This window comes from Burkholderia sp. Bp9031, assembly GCF_003857965.1.
Taxonomy (GTDB): Bacteria; Pseudomonadota; Gammaproteobacteria; order Burkholderiales; family Burkholderiaceae; genus Burkholderia; species Burkholderia ambifaria_A.
This window is the reverse complement of record NZ_QTPW01000024.1, coordinates 44570-63565: the sequence shown is the minus strand read 5'-3', so window position 1 is coordinate 63565 and position 18996 is coordinate 44570. Positions and strand designations below refer to the sequence as shown.

Here is an 18996-nt window from a genome sequence, read left to right as displayed (position 1 = left end):
CCGCAACGACGGGCTGCGGAACGCCGGTTATATTTCGTTAGCCTTCATAGTTATGCCACGTTGCGCCGGCAACAATCGCGGGCAGACATTCGACAATCTTGCGGCGCGCCCCGCGACCGCAAGCCTTTTCCGAGGAAACGCCATGCTCAAGACGCTCGCTCGCGCCGCGGCCGCACTCGCCGTCGCATCCGCCTCGCTGCACGCCGTCGCACAGACCAGCTACGACTACCTGTTGCTCGCGGCTTCGTGGGAACCCGGCTTCTGCGCGTCGCACGACACGCCGGAGTGCACGAACCTCGCCGGCACGTATGCGGCGACGAGCCTGTCGCTGCACGGCCTGTGGCCGAACCGGTACGACGGCAACCAGCCGTTCTACTGCGGCGTGGCGCGGAGCGACGTCGATCTCGACAACGCGCACCAGTGGTGCAGCATGGATGCGTATCCGGTCAGCACCGCGACCCGCAATACGCTGTCGACGTACATGCCGGGCGTGGCGTCGTGCCTCGACAAGCACGAATGGTTCAAGCACGGCACCTGCTCGAATTCGGCATCGCCCGACACGTACTGGAACCAGGCGACCGGCATGATCAACCGCCTCGGCAATACGTCGTTCAACGCATTCCTGCAGGCGAACGTGGGCAAGACGGTGACGCGCAACCAGCTGCTGTCCGCGTTCGAAGGGGCGTTCGGCAGCAATACGCGCAGCGCGGTGTCGCTGAAGTGCACGAAGACCAACGGCGTCAGCTATTTCACGGAAGCGTGGATCGCGGTGAAGACGAATGCGACGTCGCAGTTTCCGAGTGCGGCGTCGCTCGTGACGGACGGCAATACGCAGGGGACGTGCCCGACGTCGGGCGTGTATATCGCGAGGTAACGCGCGAAGTCGTGCAGGAGATCGCGCAGGAGATCGCGCAGGAGATCGCGCAGGAGATCGCGCAAGAGATCGCGCAGGATGCGCGGGCCGGGAGTGTTCCGGCTCGCGCGGCGTGCACGTTGCGCGTCTATGCGAGCAAGTGCAGCGCGTCCGCGAGCGACAGCACCGTCGTGCGTGTCTCGAACGCCGTCGCGAACAGATGCTCGTGCACGACCTGATCCGGGTCGTAGCAGCAGTCCTTCACCGTATACAGCCGGAAATCCGCGTCGCTGGCGTGCGCAACCGATGACAGCACGACGCCAGTTGAGGCAATTCCGACCAGGATCAACGTATCGATACCCTGCGCGACGAGCCGCGCCTCCAGGCCGGTGCCGAAGAACACGCTCGCGCGATGCGCGGCGATCAGCGATTCGGTGTCCAGCCGCCCGAGCTCGGGGCACGGGCCGTCGTCGACGAACAGGCCAAGCTGCTTGATCCCTTGTCCGTTCTTGTTGCGCGGACTGACTTCCGGATAGCCGGGGCTGAAATGGAGATTGGCGAAGCAGACGTGAATGCCGCCGGCACGCGCCGCGTCGCACAGCCTGCGCGTGTTGGCGAGCAGGGCGGGGGCGACCGACGGAAAGAGCCCGAGGATGTCGGTCTGATAGTGCATCACGACCAGCGCGGTTTGCGCCGGCACGATTGGTGGAATCGGCGCGTGCGGGCGGGTGTCCGCGCCTGTGTGGTGAGTCGTTGCGAGATTTGAAGCGTGTTCCGGTTGCATGACTGATGCGCTCCCATGAGTCACTTCGGCGTGTTCAGAAAATCGACCGCTCCGTATACGTCGCCAACCACTCGAATGCCAACGTGCTGGTACTCCGTCAATATAAACTGACATGTAATCCCTCCGGCACTGACCGCGCGGGAAAGTGCCACGCCGCCTTCGGCGGCTGGGTTCGGCTGCGGATTCAACCGGTTAACGCAACAGCGTGATGGAATGCGGTCGAACGTCGATCAATTCCCCCGGTGTCGCCCGTGGCATTGCCATAACCGTATCCCAGTGTCAGGTTGCGTCACTCAGATCGTCCGGCGCGCGAGCATGGTACGAATCTCCCCGATTGCCTTGGCCGGATTCAGGCCTTTGGGGCAGACGTCCGTGCAGTTCAGTATCGTCCGACACCGGAAGAGGCGATACGGATCGTCAAGATTGTCCAGCCGCTCACCCGTACCCTCGTCGCGGGAATCGACCAGAAAGCGATAGGCCTGCAGGAGCCCGGCAGGACCGACATATTTATCGGGATTCCACCAGTACGAGGGACATGCGCTGGAACAGCACGCGCACAAGATGCACTCGTACAGACCGTCCAGCTGATCGCGTTCCTCGGGCGTCTGGCGCCTTTCCCGCTCAGGCGGGGGCGTGTCGTTGATCAGGTAGGGCTTGATCGAGTGGTATTGCTTGAAGAACGCGGTCATGTCCACGATCAGGTCGCGAACGACCGGCAACCCGGGCAGCGGACGCAGGACCGTGTGGCGGGGAAGGTCGTTGAGGTTGGCGATGCAGGCGAGCCCGTTCTTGCGGTTAATGTTCATTGCATCCGAGCCGCACACGCCTTCACGGCACGAACGCCGAAAGCTGAGCGTCTCGTCCCGTGCCTTGAGCCGGACAAGGACATCCAGCAACATCCTGTCAGTAGAGGGCACCTCGATCTCGTACGTTTGCATGTACGGCTTGGGATCCCGGTCTGGATCGTAGCGGAATATTTCAAACGTCCTTGTTTCACTCACGATGTTCCTCCTTTGTGGAACGGATCGCGTATCAGGCGCGCGCTCGCCATCTCCCCGTCACTTCGTTCCTGTCGATTGAAGACCGACGGCATTCCAGACGGAGCATCCGGTCACCCGCGCGCCCCATTCATTGTTCGTCTTGGTCGGGCGCCCCCAACACTAGCAACCATGGCCGTTCTGCGAAAAATTGGGCGCAATGTGGAAAACGGGGCGGATCTATTTCGCCGGAGGTGCCGCGGCAGTCACATCGCGTCATAGATCACTCGCTCTCGCTGTATCGAGAGGAAATCGGAGGGATTTGCTACACGTCGACATACTCATATATATCACGTCATGATATAAATAGATACTTGCGATGATGGCTTGGAGCCCGCTGGGCCGTGCTCCTTGAATCTTTGAGTAGTCGACGGGTGCGGTAATGGCGTCGTTGCGAGTTTGTACCGGCTCGATACGGAAAAAGCAGGCGTAATGGTGCGCCCCGCATGACATTCACGAGGAGGACACGTGACATCACCGGAAAATTCCTCGCTTGCGAGTCCTTTAAGAACCGACGTGCTGATTGTCGGTGCAGGTCCCGTGGGCCTTTTCGCCGCGTTCGAGGCAGGCGTGATCGGCCTCTCGTGCCGGATCGTTGACGGGATCGAGCACCCCGGTGGCCAGTGCATCGCACTATATCCGGACAAGCCGATCTACGATATCCCCGGCATACCATCGTGCACTGCACGCGATCTTGTCGATCGCCTCGTCGAGCAATGCCGGCCCTTCGATCCTCCGATGCATCTCGGTCAGCGTATTGAGACGCTGGATCCGCTCGAGGGCGGTCGATGGCTTGCTCGCACCGACAAAGGGTATGCGTTTGACACCGCGGCGATCTTGATTGCTGCAGGCAACGGAGCGTTTGTGCCGCAACGGTTGGCACTCGATGAGGCGGCATTCCTTGAAGGCCGGTACATCCATTACAGCGTTTCCGACGTGAACGGCTTTGCCGGAAAAACCGTCGTGGTCGCGGGCGGTGGCGACTCGGCGCTCGACTGGGCGCTGGCGCTGCGCTCGGTCGCGCGGCGCGTCACGCTCGTTCATCGACGGAACGGCTTCAGCGCGACGGACTCGAGCATCGCCCGGTTACAGCAGGCGGTCGCGGCGGGCGAGATGGATTTCGTGGTTGGCACGATTACTGGGCTGAATGCGCCCGGGGGGACACTCGAATCGATCGAGGTTCGCAAGATTGGTGGCTCGGTGTGCCTCGACGCAGATCAATTGCTCGTGCTCTACGGACTTGTCGCGGATCTCGGTCCGATCGCCAACTGGGGGATCGCCGTACAGGCCGGACGGATCGTCGTTGATACGTCGTACTACGAAAGCTCACGGCCAGGCATCTTCGCGGCAGGCGACATCGCCAGCTACCCGAACAAGCAGAAGTTGATCCTGTCCGGGTTTCATGAGGCATCGCTCGCGCTGCGCAAAGCATACGTCTATGCGTTTCCCGACAAGAAGCGTGTGCATGTGCACTCGAGCTACGATGCCAAGCTCGCCGAGCGTGTGGCCGCCGTTTATCCCTCGCGGGGCGCCCGGGATTTCACCGCGCTTTAGAGACATGGATCGACCTGGGCGCGACGGGGAAGGCGACGAATCAAGCATCGTGTCGGCGGTGTTAAACGCGTCGTCACTCGTCCAATGCAGGACGCAATAGGCCTCGAGTGACAACAACGGTGCGAAGCCGCCGCGGCTGTTTTGCTTGATTGCGCGAGAGGCCGGAGTACCTTGGAAGCTGCCGTTGAGGTTTCGCCGGGTCGAGGGGCTGAAATGGGTCGTTGTGAGCCGGTAACGGACCATTCAGCCCTTATGAGCAATTCACCACCAGCGCCCACATTGGCGCTTAAGTGCCGGCGTGACGCTCGCGTCGATACGCTCGAAACTTATTCTGCGATCTGCCGCGCCCGGTTGTTTCCATCGCTGTACTTGCAGTGCAGCAAAATGAGTGTCCTGTCGCCCGAGCGGCCCCGATGAGCGGCGCACTCGAACGCGTGAACCTCACAATCACGATGCCTTTGCACGGGCCAAACGTCGGCGCCAGGCGCCGTGCTGCACCGTCCGAATTCGCGGCACCTGCCCGGGCGCGGCCCATGCGATGATGTGCCATGACCAACATGAGAAATGGAATGACGACTACATTCGACGAGGCGACAACGGCGGCGATCGCCGCGTTTGCCCAATTGGATTTCTACACGGCTGTGCAAGCGATGCGCGCCGAGGCCGATTACGACCGCGAACGAGATCAGTGGATCTCGCGCTATATCGACGAGCACGGCGGCGACGCGGACGATGCAGCATACGACGCCTTGCACGCGCAGGCCGAGGCAACCCCGGAATACGCGCAGTTCGTCGATGCGGTTCGCCGGGAAATCCTGGAATACTTCGGCGTGACCGACAATCAACTGGACTGGATGGTCCTGCTGCGCGATGACGACAGCGATGAGCTTTGGGCGGAGGTCAACCGGCAGCGGAGCGCGCTGGGAACCGGTGAAGTGCGCGGAGATCTCTGACCATTGCTTGCCATTGGGGTCTCAAGTCGTGCTGGGTGCGGGGCTAGAGTCAGGTCAGTCGCGTGGTGCGCCGGGCGCTCAGTTGCTGAAACGCTGAAACCGATCCGCTAAGGGAGGACAAGCTTTCGGATCTTCGAAACGAGTGACCGTTGTGCTCTGCGGATTCAACCCGTCGATTGCAGCCGAATGACGAATTCTCCATCGAGCGTGCCGATATTCCCCCGCCGCCGTTGCGCCAGATCGAGGCACGCTTGACTTCGCCGCTTCAAAAGATCGACCGCTCCGAATAAGTCGTCAACCATTCGAGCGCCAACGTCCCCGCCAGCGAGTTCCCGTTCGCGTCGAGCCCCGGCGCCCACACGCATACGGCCATCTCCCCCGGCAGCACCGCGACGATCCCGCCGCCGACGCCGCTTTTCGCGGGCAGGCCGACGCGATAGACGAAATCGCCTGCCGCGTCATAGGTGCCGCAGGTCAGCATCAGCGCCGACAGCCGCTTGGCTGAACTCGCGTCGACGATCCGCTCGCCGGTGACGGGCGCGACGCCGCCGTTCGCAAGAAACAGCGCGGCCTGCGCCAGTTCGACGCAGTTCATCTCGATCGCGCACTGGCGGCAGTACGCGTCGACCACGGTGTCGGGCGGCATCTGCATGTTGCCGAAGCTCGCCATGAAATGCGCCATCGCGCGGTTGCGTTCCGCGTGCTGGAGCTCCGACAGCGCGACGCGCGAATCGTAGTCGACGTCGATCGCGCCGATCAGCCGCCGCACGAATTCGACGAGCGCGGTCTCGGCTCTCACGAAACGGCGGCACAGCACGTCGGTGACGACCAGCGCGCCGGCGTTGATGAACGGATTGCGCGGCTTGCCGCGCTCGCTTTCGAGCTGAACCAGCGAGTTGAACGCGTTGCCGGACGGTTCGCGGCCGACGCGGTCCCACAGCGCGTCGCCGAGCAACTGGAACGCGAGCGTGCACGCGAACAGCTTCGAGATGCTCTGGATCGAGAAGCGCTCATGCGCGTCGCCGACCGTGTAAACGTTTCCATCAAGCGTCACGACGGCCATCCCGAACTTGTCGGCGGGCACCTTCGCGAGCTCGGGAATGTAGTCGGCGACGCGTCCCTGGCCGATCCAGGGGGCGAGTTCGGTGTGGATTCGTTCGAGGATCGGCTGATAGTTCATCACGTGAGGCAGGGCGGGCGCGCGGCCCGGATTCCGGGGAGCCCGTATGGAACCGTTTTGGCGCCGGTTCGTCAAGCACGGCGGCCATCGCACCCTTATTTTCTAGATCGGCAAACAGGCAATCGGCGGGCGCAGTATCATGCGGTACGTTTCGGCCGATGGCCGGCAGCCGGCGCAAGCCTGCCGCCGCCGCGGCGGCCTCCCCGTATGATCCGACCGTTGCCCATGTCTTTTCGCATCCTGCTCGTCGAAGACGATACCCGCCTGTCCACGCTGATCGCCGGCTACCTGCGCAAGAACGACTATGAAGTCGACACTGTGCTGCATGGTGACGCCGCCGTGCCGGCGATCCTGTCCATGCGCCCGGATCTCGTCATTCTCGACGTGAACCTGCCGGGCAAGGACGGCTTCGAGATCTGCCGCGAGGCACGCAAGGCGTACGACGGCGTGATCATCATGGTGACGGCGCGCGACGAGCCGTTCGACGAGCTGCTCGGCCTCGAATTCGGCGCCGACGACTACGTGCACAAGCCGGTCGAGCCGCGCATCCTGCTCGCGCGGATCAAGGCGCAGTTGCGGCGCGCGCCCGCGCGCGCGGCCGAAGGCGCCGCGTCGCAGCCGGAGCGCTACACGTTCGGCCAGTTCTCGATCGACCGCACCGACCGCTCGGTCGTACTGCCCGGCGGCGGCTCGCCCGATCTCACGTCGGCGGAGTTCGACCTGCTGTGGGTGCTGGTGTGCCATGCAGGGGAGGTGGTCAGCCGCGACGACCTGATGCTGCAGCTGCGCGGCGTCGAATTCGACGGCCTCGACCGCACGATCGATGGGCGCATCTCGAAGCTGCGCCGCAAGCTGCACGACGATGCGGGCAACCCGCAGCGGATCAAGACGATCCGCAGCAAGGGTTACCAGTTCAGCAAGCATGCGTGGGAATGACGCCGCCTCGGCGCGACGCCGTCGGCCGCTGGATCCCCGCATCGAACGATAGCCGGAAGCCGCGATGATCCGACGTACCCCTTCGCACCCCGATGCACCGCCGCTCTCGCCGCCGCGCTACGTAAAATGGCGCTGGCTGCATTTCCGCCGCGCGTGGACCGACACGCGCGCCGACCGCATTCCGAGCTGGTCGCGCCTGTACGTGCGTACCTACCTGCACCTGCTCGGCCTCGTACTGTTGACCGCGCTCGTGCCGGCGCTCGCGCTGTGCGTCGTGTTGTCGCCGGAAGTCGTGTGGCACGCGTTCGACGCGCTGCCGGGCGATATCTGGATCGTGCTCGCGTTCGTGTTCACCGCGCCCGCGCTCGCCGCATATCGATGGATGCGGCCGGTCTGGTCCGATCTCGTGATGGTGCGCGAGCGCGCGATCGACTTCACCGGCGGGCGCTTCAACACGCGTGCGCGGGAGTCGCACAGCGTGATCATCGGCCCGCTCGCGCGCACGCTGAATGCGCTCGCGATGCGCATGGAGCGGCTGATCGCCGCGCAGCGCGACCTGACGAACGGGATCTCGCACGAGCTGCGCACGCCGCTTGCGCGCGTGCGCTTCGCGCTCGAGATGCTGCGTGAACCGGGCTCGGCCGCCGAATATCACGGTGCGCTGGAGAGCATCGCGCAGGACGTGACCGAGCTCGAGGAGCTGATCGACATGAGCCTTACGTATGCGCGGCTCGAATACAGTTCACTGCAGTCGAGCCTCGAGCCGACCGCGCCCGTCGCATGGTTCGAGCATCAGGTCAGCGATGCGCAGCTGCTGTATCCGGAGCGCGCGATCGAGTCGCGCATCGCGATCGCGTCGGACCTGCGCGTGAAGATGGACCGGCGGCTGATGTCGTACGCGATGCGCAACCTGCTGCGCAATGCGAGCAAGTATGCGAAGACGCAGATCGTCGTCGGGATCGCGATCGAGCACGGCAACATCGCGATCTTCGTCGAGGACGATGGCCCGGGCGTACCGGAAGACGAACGCGAGCGGATCTTCGACGCGTTCGTGCGCCTCGACCGCCGCACCGGCGGCTACGGGCTCGGCCTCGCGATCACGCGGCAGGTGCTCCACGCGCACAACGGCCGGATCGCGGTCGTCGATCCGGTCGAGCTCGGCGGCGCGCGATTCGAGATCAGCTGGCCGATCTGAGCGCCTGTCCGGCGCAACCGGGCAGCGCGGTCGCCGCGCCGCGGCGACCGCCGCACGCCGGGGTCAATACGTGCGGCCGAGCTGCAGGTAGATGTTGCGCCGCCCGCCCGGCGCGAGCGCGACGCCCATGTACAGCGGACCGAACGCGGTCGTCAGGCTCGTGAAGAACGTATAGCTCTGCTTGAGCGTGCCGCCGCCGACCTTCACGCCGCTCGTCCATACGTTGCCGACTTCCGCGCTGGCACCGACCGACAGCGCCTTGATCGGGGACGCGTTGAACGTCATCAGCTGGTTCATGTAGGTCACGTTGCCGTACGCGAGTTCGTTGCCGGTCAGCTGGTCGGCCGCATACGCGGCCAGATGCTGGAACCCGCCGAGCGTGAAGTTGAACGCGTTGATCAGGTTGGTGCCGCCGATGCTCTTGCCGCCCTCGATCGTTGCACTGACGCTGTGCCGGCCGAACTGCTGCGCGATCATCGCCTTGCCGTAGAGCTCGGTGTAAGGCGAGTTGGACGTATCGGCGAGGTCCTCCGCGGACTGGCTGTTGTGCGACCACAGCGAGCGTTCGACACGGAATTCACCGTAGTAGCCGCGGCGCGGGAACATCGGATCGTCGAGCTGATCGATGACGAGCCGCGCACGCGCGGTCAGCGCCTGCGACGTGAAGCTCGGCCAGATCAGCGTCGAGCTGCCGTCGTCGAACGGGAACGGCAGGTTGTAGTTCGGCGAGCCGTGCCCGGTCGCGTAGCCGATACCCATCCGGAAGTCGCCGAGTCGCGAGATCGGCAGGCCGAAGTCGAGCCCGGTGCGCGCCGTCTGCATCAAGTACTGGTTCAGCTTCACCTCGCCGCTGTTGTCGTACAGGTTCACGTAGCGGCGCTGATATTCCGCATAGGGCGAAATGTACAAACCGTATGCGGCCGGCAACGGCTGGCGCAATTCGACGCGCGCCGACTGCAGGTCGCTGCCGATCGTCGTATCCGCGCGGAATTCGAGGCCCGATTCGGTGAGCCACGGCCGCCGGTAGCCGACGTGCAGGCGGAAGCCGCCCTCGTCGGTCGAACTGCTCGACATGCCGACGCCGAACAGCAGGAAATTCGGCCCCCAGTATTTCTCGCGTGCATCGATCTCGAGCACGTTCTCGTCGCCGTGGCTCACGATCTGCTGCGTCACGCTCTCGAAGTTGCCGCCGGTCGTCAGCCCGAGCAGGTCCTGGCTGACGGTCGCCGGATCGTAGGTGTCGCCCGGCCTTACGTGCAGCGCGTCGCGGACGACACGCTTGGGCACGCCGCCGGTCGTCTTGATCTCGATCCGCGTGATGCGGATCGGCGGCGGCAGCGGCTGCGCATGCGCGGACCGGTAGGCCGCGTACTGTTCCGGCGTGAGCGCGAAGCGCTTGAGCCGCGGCAGCGCCGCGGTCGCGGCGGCCGCGCCGGCGGCGATCGCCTGCTTCGCATTCTGGAAATCGGTGAACGCGAGCGCGCCGAGGTCGGGCGTGAGCAGTACGTCCTGCGCGGCGAGTTGCTTGCGCTGGGACGTCACGTTCTGGCGGATCAGGATGCCGACCATCTGCTGCATCACGTCGGCCGGCGACGCGAGCGCGTCGAGCGGGCGCAGCGGCGAGCCGATGTCGACAGCGATCACGACCTTCGCGCCCATCTGCCGCGCGGTATCGACCGGCAGGTTGCTGACGAGCCCGCCGTCGACGAGCGCGCGGCCGTTGATCTCGGCCGGCGCGAACAGGCCGGGCATCGCCATGCTCGCGCGGATCGCGAGCGGCAGCGAGCCGTGGTCCAGCACGACCATCTGGCCCGTCTGCAGGTCGGTCGCGACCGCGCGATACGGGATCGGCAGCTGGTCGAACGGCTGGTTGGTCGGCACGGCGGCCGTCCAGTTCGCGAGCAGCGCCTGCAGCCGGTTGCCCTGCACCAGGCCGACCGGCGCCTTCACGCCCTTCTTGCCGAAGCCGAGCGTCAGGCTGTTGATGTACAGGCGCTCGTCCTCGCGGCTGCTTTGCGGCAGGTCCGCGCGATCCGTCACGTCGAACGCGATGTCGGCCAGGTTCACCTCCGACAGCCGCTTTTGCATCTCGTCGGCGGCCATCCCGCTCGCATACAGGCCACCGACCACCGCGCCCATGCTGGTGCCGGCGATGCAGTCGATCGGGATGCGGTTCTCCTCGAGCACTTTCAGCACACCCAGGTGCGCGTACCCGCGGGCGCCGCCGCCGGACAGCACGAGGCCGATCGACGGCCGGCCGGCCGGACCGCCGTCGGCGTTGCAGGTCGGCACGGGCGTGGCGGCGGGGGCGGCAGCCGTCGTGGCGGGTGCCGCCGGTGCGGCGGCAGCGGACGTCGTTGCGGTGCGGGTAACGGTGTCGGCGGCCGGCAAGGGCTGCGCGGCAACGGCGCAGCACCAGAGCGCAACGAGCGTTGTGCCGAGCTGGCGCACCCCTGGCCAGCGGAGAGAAGCGGTCGCTGTCATGGTGGAATACCTGGCGTGATCGGGCGTCGAACGCCTGCCGGGAGCAGGCAAGACCGAGAGATTACCGTGTTTTACAAGCGCAACGCGAGAGGGCGATGCGTAGCCGCCCGCGTGCCGGAACGCGTTTTCGGAAATTTCTTCGCAAAAAATCATCGGGATTACCTAAAGCATCGGAACGATTTGCCGCCAAGTCCGTGATCGGGCGGCAAAGGCGCGCCGCGGGGTTGCGGCCTGGCCGCTCCGGCCGGTTTGTTCAAAAAAGCTAACTATGTCGACACCGCTGTTCGGAAAGTTGTTTGCGCAACCCGTTGCGATCGACCCTGGAACAGCGAGTACGCGGATTTATACGCACGAGCGCGGCGTGGTGCTGACGGGCGGCGGCGCATTGCTCGCAGATCTCGGACGCCTGCTGCGCGACGAGACCGGGCTGAGCGCGTGGATTGCCGACGAGCCTGCCACCTGCGCGGTGCGCGGCGCCGGGGAGGCGATGGGGCGGCTTTCGATGTGTCCGGTGGATTGACGCCGGCCGCGCCGGCCCGTTGACGTTCCTTGAAAGTCTTTCGAACCCCGACCCTCCAGCATGCCGAACGTCGTCCGATGTCTCCGGATACGCTTGGCACGTCATGTCGATCTCGATCTCGAGATCTGGACATGCAAGTGCGCGCGAACATCCGCTGCCTATCCGATTTCTGCCGCACGCGGGCCGGGTTTCGATTATCTATGCCGCATCCTTTCCCGCTTCGGATTTTCTCGCCGTTTCAGGCTGCATCAAGTGCGCCACTCCGTTGATGGGATCGGTACCGTCGTCGCCAAATAAATGGCGACGATCGGGATTGCAGGTTTCAGGCGCAGCCGGATTTGAAAGTGATCTGCAGGATCTTGAAAATGCTCCGCTCCTGAGCGGCGCATCAAAACGTTCTGCGATTATCTGCGCCAGCGGCGTGATCCTGCACATATCGCGCAACGCAAATCTTGCTGTCGACCCCGTGGAAGTATCGGTGTTTTCACTGATCGCAAGTCTCGGATACCTTTTCCGGAAATCGCGCGAAATTACCGGAATATCCCGGGATTCGATTGTGGGTGCACAAAATCAAGTAAAAAATACGCACCACACAGGCGTGGCTCCAATCGCTGAATATCGACTGGAAAACCATCTTCTTTTGAACTAGCCTTGTCTGACAAAAGGCGGGCGGTAATCAAATCAACCAGAAAATCACTGCATAAATAATAAGGGGCCAGGGTTATGTCATCCGGCTAGTTTTTCATTCGCAAACGAGAATCGATTAACTCGTAGTTCATTCACGAATAAACCGACGTCGTACCGCGACCGCCGGAGGGCACGCTTTTGCCCCGGATTTTCCGCAGTCGTCGCGCGATTCAGCGGTCATGCCGATGCCGAGGGGGAAGGATGAATATCGCGCATTCGAAGAAGAGTGGAGAGTCGTTTCCGAGATTCCTGTTGCCGACCGGCGTTTTCCTTGCGTTGTCCGGCGCGGGCATCGTTCCCGCGTACGCAATCTGCTCGACGGCAGGCACCACGGTGACCTGTTCGGGTGTCGCGAATCCGCTGGCGCCCAGCTATTCGAACAGCGCCAACAACCTGAACGTCACGGTCAATCCCGGCGCGAGCGTCGGCGTGCTGCTCGGCGTCGGCGGCACCGCGATGTCGCTGACCGGCAGCAATGTCACGCTGACCAACAACGGCACCATCGATCCGACCGTGCTCGGCAGCGGCCTCGGCGTGCTGTCGAGCGGCACGGTGGTCGGCAACGCGGCGGCGAGCACCACGACCGTGACCAACAACGGCACGATGAACGGCTCGACCGGTGTCGCGATCAGCGGCGTGACGGGTATGGCGCTGTCGGTCCAGAACGGCACGGGCGGCGTCTCCAACATCACGAACACCGGTTCGATCGGCTCCACCCCGCTGGTCGGCGCAACGCTGGTCGGCGCGGACGCGCCCGTGGTCGCCGCATACGGCGGCGGCCAGGTCAACATGTCGAACAGCGGGACGATCACCGGCCGCGTATCGCTCGGTTCGAACGGCACGCCCGGGCAGGGCAATACCTTTACCAACTCGGGCACGATCAACGGCAGCGTGTCGATGGGCGCGAACAGCGCCAACACGTTCAATGCCGTGACGGGCTCGTCGGTCAACACGGCGGGCGGCACGGGCGGCGCGTTCAACATCACGGTCGGCCCGGTTACGCTCGGCGTCGCGGCAACCGGCACCGTCGACGGCGGCGCCGGCGGCAACAACACGCTGGTGCTGCAGCAAGGCGCGTCGGCAAACGGCACCATCGCGGTCAACAACTACATCAACTTCAATCACCTGGACGTCACGAGCGGCAACTGGACGATCAATGGCGCATCGTCCGCGCAGGACGCGACGCTGTCGGGCGGCGTCGCGATCATCGGCGATAACGCGTCGCTCGGCACGGGCACGATCACGGCCACCGGCGGTGCGCTGCAGGCGGGTGCCGCCGGGCTCGACGTCAGCAACAACGTGGATCTCGGCGCGGGCGGGTTGACGGTGCAGGGCGCGACCGGGCTCACGCTGTCGGGCACGGTGACGGGCGGCGGCGCGCTGACGAAGAACGACGGCGGCACGCTGACGCTGTCGGGCGCGAACACCTACACGGGCGGCACGAACCTGAACGCCGGCGGTCTCGTGGTCGGCAACAACGGGGCGCTCGGCTCGGGCGCGCTGAACGTCAACGCGTCGGCGACGCTCGACACGAGCACGAACGTGACGCTCGGCAACGCAGTTAATCTCGCCACGGGCGCGACACTGACGCTCGGCGGCAGCAACGATCTCGGCCTGGCCGGCACGATCAGCGGCACCGGCGGCCTCGTGAAGAACGGCGCGGCGACCACGACGCTGACCGGCGCGAACACGTATACGGGCGACACGACGATCAACAGCGGCACGCTGGCGCTGGGTGCGGGCGGCAGCCTCTCGTCCACGGGCACCGTCAACCTCGCCGGTGCGGGCGCGACGTTCGACCTGAGCGGTACGACGGGGGCGCAGACGATCGGTTCGCTGGCCGGCGCGGCGGGCACGAACGTGAACCTCGGCGCGAATGCGCTGACGCTCGACGGCAGCGGCAATACGACCTACGGCGGCACGATCGGCGGCACGGGCGGCTTGACGCTGTCCGGCACAGGCACGCAGGCGCTGACCGGCACGAATACCTATACGGGCGGCACGAACCTGAACAGCAGCAACGTCGTCGTCGGCAGCAACACGGCGCTGGGTTTCGGCGCGGTCAACGTCAACGGTTCGTCGACGCTCGATACGACCACCAACGTGGCGCTCGCGAACGACATCAACGTCGCCACCGGCACGACGCTCACGCTCGCCGGCAGCACCGATCTCGGGCTGGGCGGCACGATCGCCGGCGCGGGCGGGCTCGTGAAGGATGGTGCGGCGACGCTGACGCTGTCCGGCGCGAACACCTACTCGGGTGGCACGACGCTGAATGCGGGCGGCCTCGTGCTGGGCAACGGTGCGGCGCTCGGCACGGGGGCACTGACGGTCGGCGGCGCGGCGACGCTCGATACGACCACGAACCTGTCGGTCGGCAACGCGATCGATCTCGGTACGAGCGCGACGCTCACGCTCGGCGGCAGCAATGCACTCGGGCTGAGCGGCGTGATCTCCGGTACCGGTGCGCTCGTGAAGGACGGCGCGGCGACCACGACGCTGACGGGTGCGAACACGTACACGGGCGGCACGACGATCAACGCCGGGACGCTCGCGATCGGCGCGGGCGGCAGCCTGTCGTCCACGGGGACGGTGAACCTGGTCAATCCGGGCGCCACGCTCGACATCAGCGCAGGCGGAGCACAGTCGATCGGCGCGCTGTCGGGCGGGGCCGGCACGAACGTGACCCTCGGCGCCAGCGCGCTGACGCTGGGCGGGGCGGCAAGCGGCACGTTCGGCGGGGTCATCGACGGCACGGGCAGCCTGACGCTCGCGGGCACCGGCACGCAGACGCTGAACGGCGCGAATACCTATACGGGTGGCACGAACCTGAACAGCGACAGCCTCGTCCTCGGCAACAATGGGGCACTCGGCACCGGCACGCTGACCGTCGGCGGCGCGGCGACGCTCGATACGAATGCGAGCCTGTCGGTCGCCAATGCGATCGATCTCGGCACGGGCGCGACGCTCACGCTCGGCGGCAGCAACGCACTCGGGTTGAGTGGTGCGATCTCCGGTACGGGGGCGCTCGTGAAGGACGGTGCGGCCACCACGACGCTGACGGGCACGAACACCTATACGGGCGGCACGACGATCAACGCGGGGACACTGGCGATCGGCGCGGGCGGCAGCCTTGCCGCGACCGGCACGATGAATCTCGCGGGAGCCGGCGCGACGCTCGACCTGAGCGCTGCGTCGGGTGCGCAGACGCTCGGCGCGCTGTCCGGCGTCGCGGGGACGAACATCAGTCTGGGCGGCAACGCGCTGACGCTGGGCGGGACGGCAAGCGGCACGTTCGGCGGCGTCATCGACGGCACCGGCAGCCTGACGCTCGCGGGCACCGGCACGCAGACGCTGAACGGCGCGAATACCTATACGGGCGGCACGAACCTGAACAGCGGTGCCGTGGTGCTCGGCAACAACGCGGCGCTGGGTACCGGCACGGTGACGGTCGGCGGCGCGGCGACGCTCGATACGAACGCGAGCCTGTCGGTCGCCAACGCGATCGATCTCGGCACGGGCGCGACGTTGACGCTCGGCGGCAGCAACGCACTCGGGCTGAGTGGTGCGATTTCCGGTACGGGCGCGCTCGTGAAGGACGGCGCGGCGACGACCACGCTGACGGGTGCGAACACCTACACGGGCGGCACGACGATCAACGCGGGGACGCTCGCGATTGGCACGGGCGGCAGCCTTGCCGCGACCGGCGCGATGAATCTCGCGGGGGCCGGCGCGACGCTCGACCTGAGCGGCGCGTCGGGCGGGCAGACGCTCGGCGCGTTGTCGGGCGTGGCCGGCACGAACGTTAGCCTCGGCGGCAATACGCTGACGCTGGGCGGGATCGCCAGCGGCACGTTCAGCGGCGTCATCGGCGGCACCGGCGGCCTGACGCTTGCGGGTACCGGCACGCAAACGCTGTCCGGTGCGAACACCTACACGGGCGGCACGACGATCAACGGTGGCAGCACGCTCGCGCTGGGTGCAGGCGGCAGTCTCGCATCGACGGGCTCGGTGAACCTGGCCGGCGCGGGTGCGACGTTCGACCTGGGCGGTGCGTCGGGTGCGCAGACGATCGGCGCACTGACCGGCACGGCCGGCACGAACGTGAACCTTGGCGCGAATGCGCTGACGCTGAGCGGCAGCGGCAGCGGCAACGACACGTTCGGCGGTGCGATCGGCGGCACCGGCAGCCTGACGCTCGCGGGCACCGGCACGCAGACGCTGACGGGGGCGAACACCTATACCGGCGGCACGACGATCAATGGTGGCAGCACGCTCGCACTGGGTGCGGGCGGCAGCCTCGCATCGACGGGCTCGGTGAACCTGGCCGGCGCGGGTGCGACGTTCGACGTGAGCGGTGCAGCGGGCACGCAGACGATCGGCGAACTGTCGGGGGCGACAAGCAGCACCGTGAACCTCGGTGCGAACGCGCTGACGCTGAACGGCAGCGGCAACGGCACGTTCGGCGGGACGATCGGCGGCACGGGTGCCGTGACGGTCGCGGGTACCGGTACGCAGACGCTGACGGGCGCGAACACGTACACGGGTGGCACGACGATCAACGGCGGCAGCACGCTCGCGCTCGGTGCGGGCGGCAGCCTCGCATCGGGCAGCACGGTGAACCTCGCGGGCACGGGCGCGACGTTCGACCTGAGCGGCGCATCGGGTGCGCAGACGCTCGGCACGCTGAGCGGCGCGGCCGGCACGAACGTGAACCTCGGCGCGAATGCGCTGACGCTGAACGGCAGCGGCAACGGCACATTCGGCGGGGTCATCGGCGGCACCGGCGGCCTCACGGTCGCAGGCACCGGCATTCAGACGCTGACCGGCAGCAACACGTACACGGGCGGCACGACGATCGCGTCGGGCGGCACGCTGCAGCTCGGCAACGGCGGCACGTCGGGCAGCGTGGTCGGCAATGTCGTCGACAACGGCGCACTGATCGTCAACCAGTCCGCCAACGTGACGCTCGCGAGCGTGCTGTCCGGCACCGGTTCGCTGACCCAGGCCGGCAGCGGACAGCTGACGCTGACCGGCACCAATACGCTGAGCGGTCCGACGACCGTCGCCGCGGGCACGCTCGCCGTCGACGGTTCGCTCGGCCAGTCGACCGTGACCGTGCAGAACGGCGCGACGCTGACGGGTATCGGCACCGTCGGCGGCGTCGTGGTCCAGAGCGGTGCGTTCGCGGCCGCGTCGCAGCCGGGCGCGGCGCTGAACGTCGCCGGCAACGTCACGTTCCAGCCGGGCTCGACGCTGCAGGTCGCGGTCACGCCGCAGCAGAGCGGCAGCATCGCGGCGAGCGGCACGGCCACGTTGAACGGTGGCACCGTGCAGGTGCTCGCGAACCAGGCCAGCTACCAGCCGAGCACGACGTACACGATCCTCAGCGCATCGTCGGGCGTGCAGGGCACGTTCAGCCAGGTGAGTTCGAACTACGCGTTCCTCATGCCGACGCTCAGCTACGATCCGGGCCACGTGTACCTGCGGCTCGTCGCGAACGGCACGTCGCTGCCCGATGTCGCGACGACGCCGAACCAGCGCGCGGTCGCGACCGCGATCGGCGGGCTCGGCGCGGGCAACACGCTGTACGACACGGTGCTGACGACCGATGCGGCCACCGCGCGCCGGGCCTACGGGATGCTCGACGGCGAACTGCAGGCGAGCCTGAAGAGCATGCTGCTGCTCGACAGCCGCTACGTGCGCGATGCGGTGACCGATCGCGTGCGCCAGGGTCTCGCGCCGGGATCGGGGCCGCTCGCCGCGCTGTCGTCGGGCGGCACCGCGCTGTGCGGCGACAACACGGCCGGCGTCGCCGACCCGACGCTGCCGCCGGAACGCCGGATCGGCTCGCGCGAGGGCTGCTACGGCGGCACGCCTTATCAGCCGGTGGTCTGGGGGCAGGCGTTCGGCGGCCGCAGCCGGCTCGCGGGCGACGACAACGCGTCGACGATCAACCGCAGCATGACGGGCTTCATCGCCGGTGCCGACATGGCGCTCAACGACAAGTGGCGTGCCGGCCTGGCCGCGGGCGTCACGCACAGCTCGCTCGACAACGACCAGAGTTCGTCCGCGTCGGTCAACAGCTACTACCTGTCGCTGTACGGCGGTGCGCAGTACGGTGCGCTCGGCGTGCGCGGCGGCGCGTCGTACACGTGGTACCGGATCAATAGCGACCGCTATCCGGGCTTCGCGGGCTTCTCCGATCACGATTCGGCCGGCTACAACGCGAATTCCGCGCAAGTGTTCGGCGAAGTTGGCTACGCGCTGCCGGTCGGGCCGGTCGCGCTCGAACCGTTCGCCGGCCTGGCCTATGTGAACCTGCATACCGACGGCTATACGGAAAGCGGCGGTGCGGCCGCGCTGCAGGCCGGTGGCCAGACGACCCACGTCGGTTTCTCGACACTCGGCCTGCGCGCCGCGTCGCAGCTCGGCACGATCGCGAGCGGCACGTTCACCGCACGCGGAACGGTCGGCTGGCGGCATGCGTTCGGCAACGTGCGGCCGTCGTCGGCGTTCACGTTCGCGAATGGCGGCACGTCGTTCCAGGTGTCGGGCGTGCCGATTGCTCGCGACAGCGCGGTGCTCGAAGCGGGTATCGACGCGAACATCACCAGGCGCCTGACGCTCGGCCTCACGTTCAGCGGCCAGTATGGCAGCGGCGTGCGCGACAACGCGGTGCTCGGCAACCTCCTGTGGAGGTTCTGACCGACGCCTGATATGCGTGTTCGCGACCCCATGCGGCGATGGCAATGCCGCATGGGGTCGCGTCTTTTTCGTCGCTGCGCACGTGGCCCGTTCTGGCCTATCCTG

General features: G+C 66.3%; 11 protein-coding genes and 1 pseudogene. 8 read left to right on the top strand and 4 right to left on the bottom strand.

All coding sequences use genetic code 11. The annotated features are described in order from the left end of the window. The first annotated feature begins 142 nt into the window (after nucleotides 1–142). Nucleotides 143–874 carry a ribonuclease T2 gene (locus DIE15_RS26110; RefSeq protein ID WP_124834701.1) on the top strand — a complete coding sequence of 244 codons (732 nt, stop codon included), beginning with the start codon at nucleotides 143–145 and terminating at the stop codon, nucleotides 872–874. Between the two features lie 127 nt (nucleotides 875–1001). Here the strand turns inward: DIE15_RS26110 and DIE15_RS26105 are convergent, their stop codons facing one another. Both DIE15_RS26105 and DIE15_RS26100 read right to left on the bottom strand, forming a co-directional pair. Beyond that, nucleotides 1002–1637: an isochorismatase family cysteine hydrolase gene (locus DIE15_RS26105; RefSeq protein ID WP_124834700.1), complete on the bottom strand. Its 636-nt coding sequence runs from the start codon at nucleotides 1635–1637 to the stop codon at nucleotides 1002–1004. A gap of 293 nt (nucleotides 1638–1930) precedes the next feature. Continuing rightward, nucleotides 1931–2638: a succinate dehydrogenase iron-sulfur subunit gene (locus DIE15_RS26100; RefSeq protein WP_057929540.1), complete on the bottom strand. Its 708-nt coding sequence runs from the start codon at nucleotides 2636–2638 to the stop codon at nucleotides 1931–1933. Between the two features lie 504 nt (nucleotides 2639–3142). On the opposite strand from DIE15_RS26100, the gene DIE15_RS26095 reads away from it, so the two are divergent. Further along, nucleotides 3143–4228: an NAD(P)/FAD-dependent oxidoreductase gene (locus DIE15_RS26095; RefSeq protein ID WP_124834699.1), complete on the top strand. Its 1086-nt coding sequence runs from the start codon at nucleotides 3143–3145 to the stop codon at nucleotides 4226–4228. 569 nt (nucleotides 4229–4797) lie between these two features. Next, nucleotides 4798–5181: a hypothetical protein gene (locus DIE15_RS26090; RefSeq protein ID WP_057929454.1), complete on the top strand. Its 384-nt coding sequence runs from the start codon at nucleotides 4798–4800 to the stop codon at nucleotides 5179–5181. 265 nt (nucleotides 5182–5446) lie between these two features. Here the strand turns inward: DIE15_RS26090 and DIE15_RS26085 are convergent, their stop codons facing one another. After that, entirely contained in the window at nucleotides 5447–6361 is a 915-nt protein-coding gene (locus DIE15_RS26085) for a glutaminase (RefSeq protein WP_057929453.1), read from the bottom strand. A 225-nt stretch (nucleotides 6362–6586) separates the two neighbouring features. On the opposite strand from DIE15_RS26085, the gene DIE15_RS26080 reads away from it, so the two are divergent. Beyond that, nucleotides 6587–7297, top strand: a complete 711-nt coding sequence (locus tag DIE15_RS26080; protein ID WP_057929452.1) for a response regulator — start codon at nucleotides 6587–6589, stop codon at nucleotides 7295–7297. Between the two features lie 64 nt (nucleotides 7298–7361). After that, on the top strand, nucleotides 7362–8492 hold the full coding sequence (locus DIE15_RS26075; protein WP_057929451.1) for an ATP-binding protein: 1131 nt from the start codon (nucleotides 7362–7364) through the stop codon (nucleotides 8490–8492). A 63-nt stretch (nucleotides 8493–8555) separates the two neighbouring features. Here the strand turns inward: DIE15_RS26075 and DIE15_RS26070 are convergent, their stop codons facing one another. After that, entirely contained in the window at nucleotides 8556–10976 is a 2421-nt protein-coding gene (locus tag DIE15_RS26070; protein ID WP_057929450.1) for a patatin-like phospholipase family protein, read from the bottom strand. 352 nt (nucleotides 10977–11328) lie between these two features. Between DIE15_RS26070 and DIE15_RS26065 the strand changes: the two are divergent. The 3 genes and pseudogenes from DIE15_RS26065 to DIE15_RS26055 form a co-directional block, all read left to right on the top strand. Continuing rightward, nucleotides 11329–11496 (top strand): annotated as a pseudogene (locus DIE15_RS26065) (rod shape-determining protein); the annotation flags it as partial. Between the two features lie 103 nt (nucleotides 11497–11599). Next, the gene (locus tag DIE15_RS26060) at nucleotides 11600–12145 is read left to right on the top strand and encodes a hypothetical protein (protein WP_124834698.1); all 546 of its coding nucleotides are present in this window, start codon (nucleotides 11600–11602) and stop codon (nucleotides 12143–12145) included. A 239-nt stretch (nucleotides 12146–12384) separates the two neighbouring features. After that, the gene (locus tag DIE15_RS26055) at nucleotides 12385–18891 is read left to right on the top strand and encodes an autotransporter-associated beta strand repeat-containing protein (RefSeq protein WP_124834697.1); all 6507 of its coding nucleotides are present in this window, start codon (nucleotides 12385–12387) and stop codon (nucleotides 18889–18891) included. Nucleotides 18892–18996: the final 105 nt, after the last annotated feature.

Bases quoted from the DNA above. Each gene is read 5' to 3' on its own strand.
- DIE15_RS26110 (WP_124834701.1), top strand. From the start codon at position 143: ATGCTCAAGACGCTCGCTCGCGCCGCGGCCGCACTCGCCGTCGCATCC.
- DIE15_RS26105 (WP_124834700.1), bottom strand. From the start codon at position 1,637: ATGCAACCGGAACACGCTTCAAATCTCGCAACGACTCACCACACAGGC.
- DIE15_RS26090 (WP_057929454.1), top strand. From the start codon at position 4,798: ATGACGACTACATTCGACGAGGCGACAACGGCGGCGATCGCCGCGTTT.
- DIE15_RS26085 (WP_057929453.1), bottom strand. From the start codon at position 6,361: ATGAACTATCAGCCGATCCTCGAACGAATCCACACCGAACTCGCCCCC.
- DIE15_RS26080 (WP_057929452.1), top strand. From the start codon at position 6,587: ATGTCTTTTCGCATCCTGCTCGTCGAAGACGATACCCGCCTGTCCACG.
- DIE15_RS26075 (WP_057929451.1), top strand. From the start codon at position 7,362: ATGATCCGACGTACCCCTTCGCACCCCGATGCACCGCCGCTCTCGCCG.
- DIE15_RS26070 (WP_057929450.1), bottom strand. From the start codon at position 10,976: ATGACAGCGACCGCTTCTCTCCGCTGGCCAGGGGTGCGCCAGCTCGGC.
- DIE15_RS26060 (WP_124834698.1), top strand. From the start codon at position 11,600: ATGTCGATCTCGATCTCGAGATCTGGACATGCAAGTGCGCGCGAACAT.
- DIE15_RS26055 (WP_124834697.1), top strand. From the start codon at position 12,385: ATGAATATCGCGCATTCGAAGAAGAGTGGAGAGTCGTTTCCGAGATTC.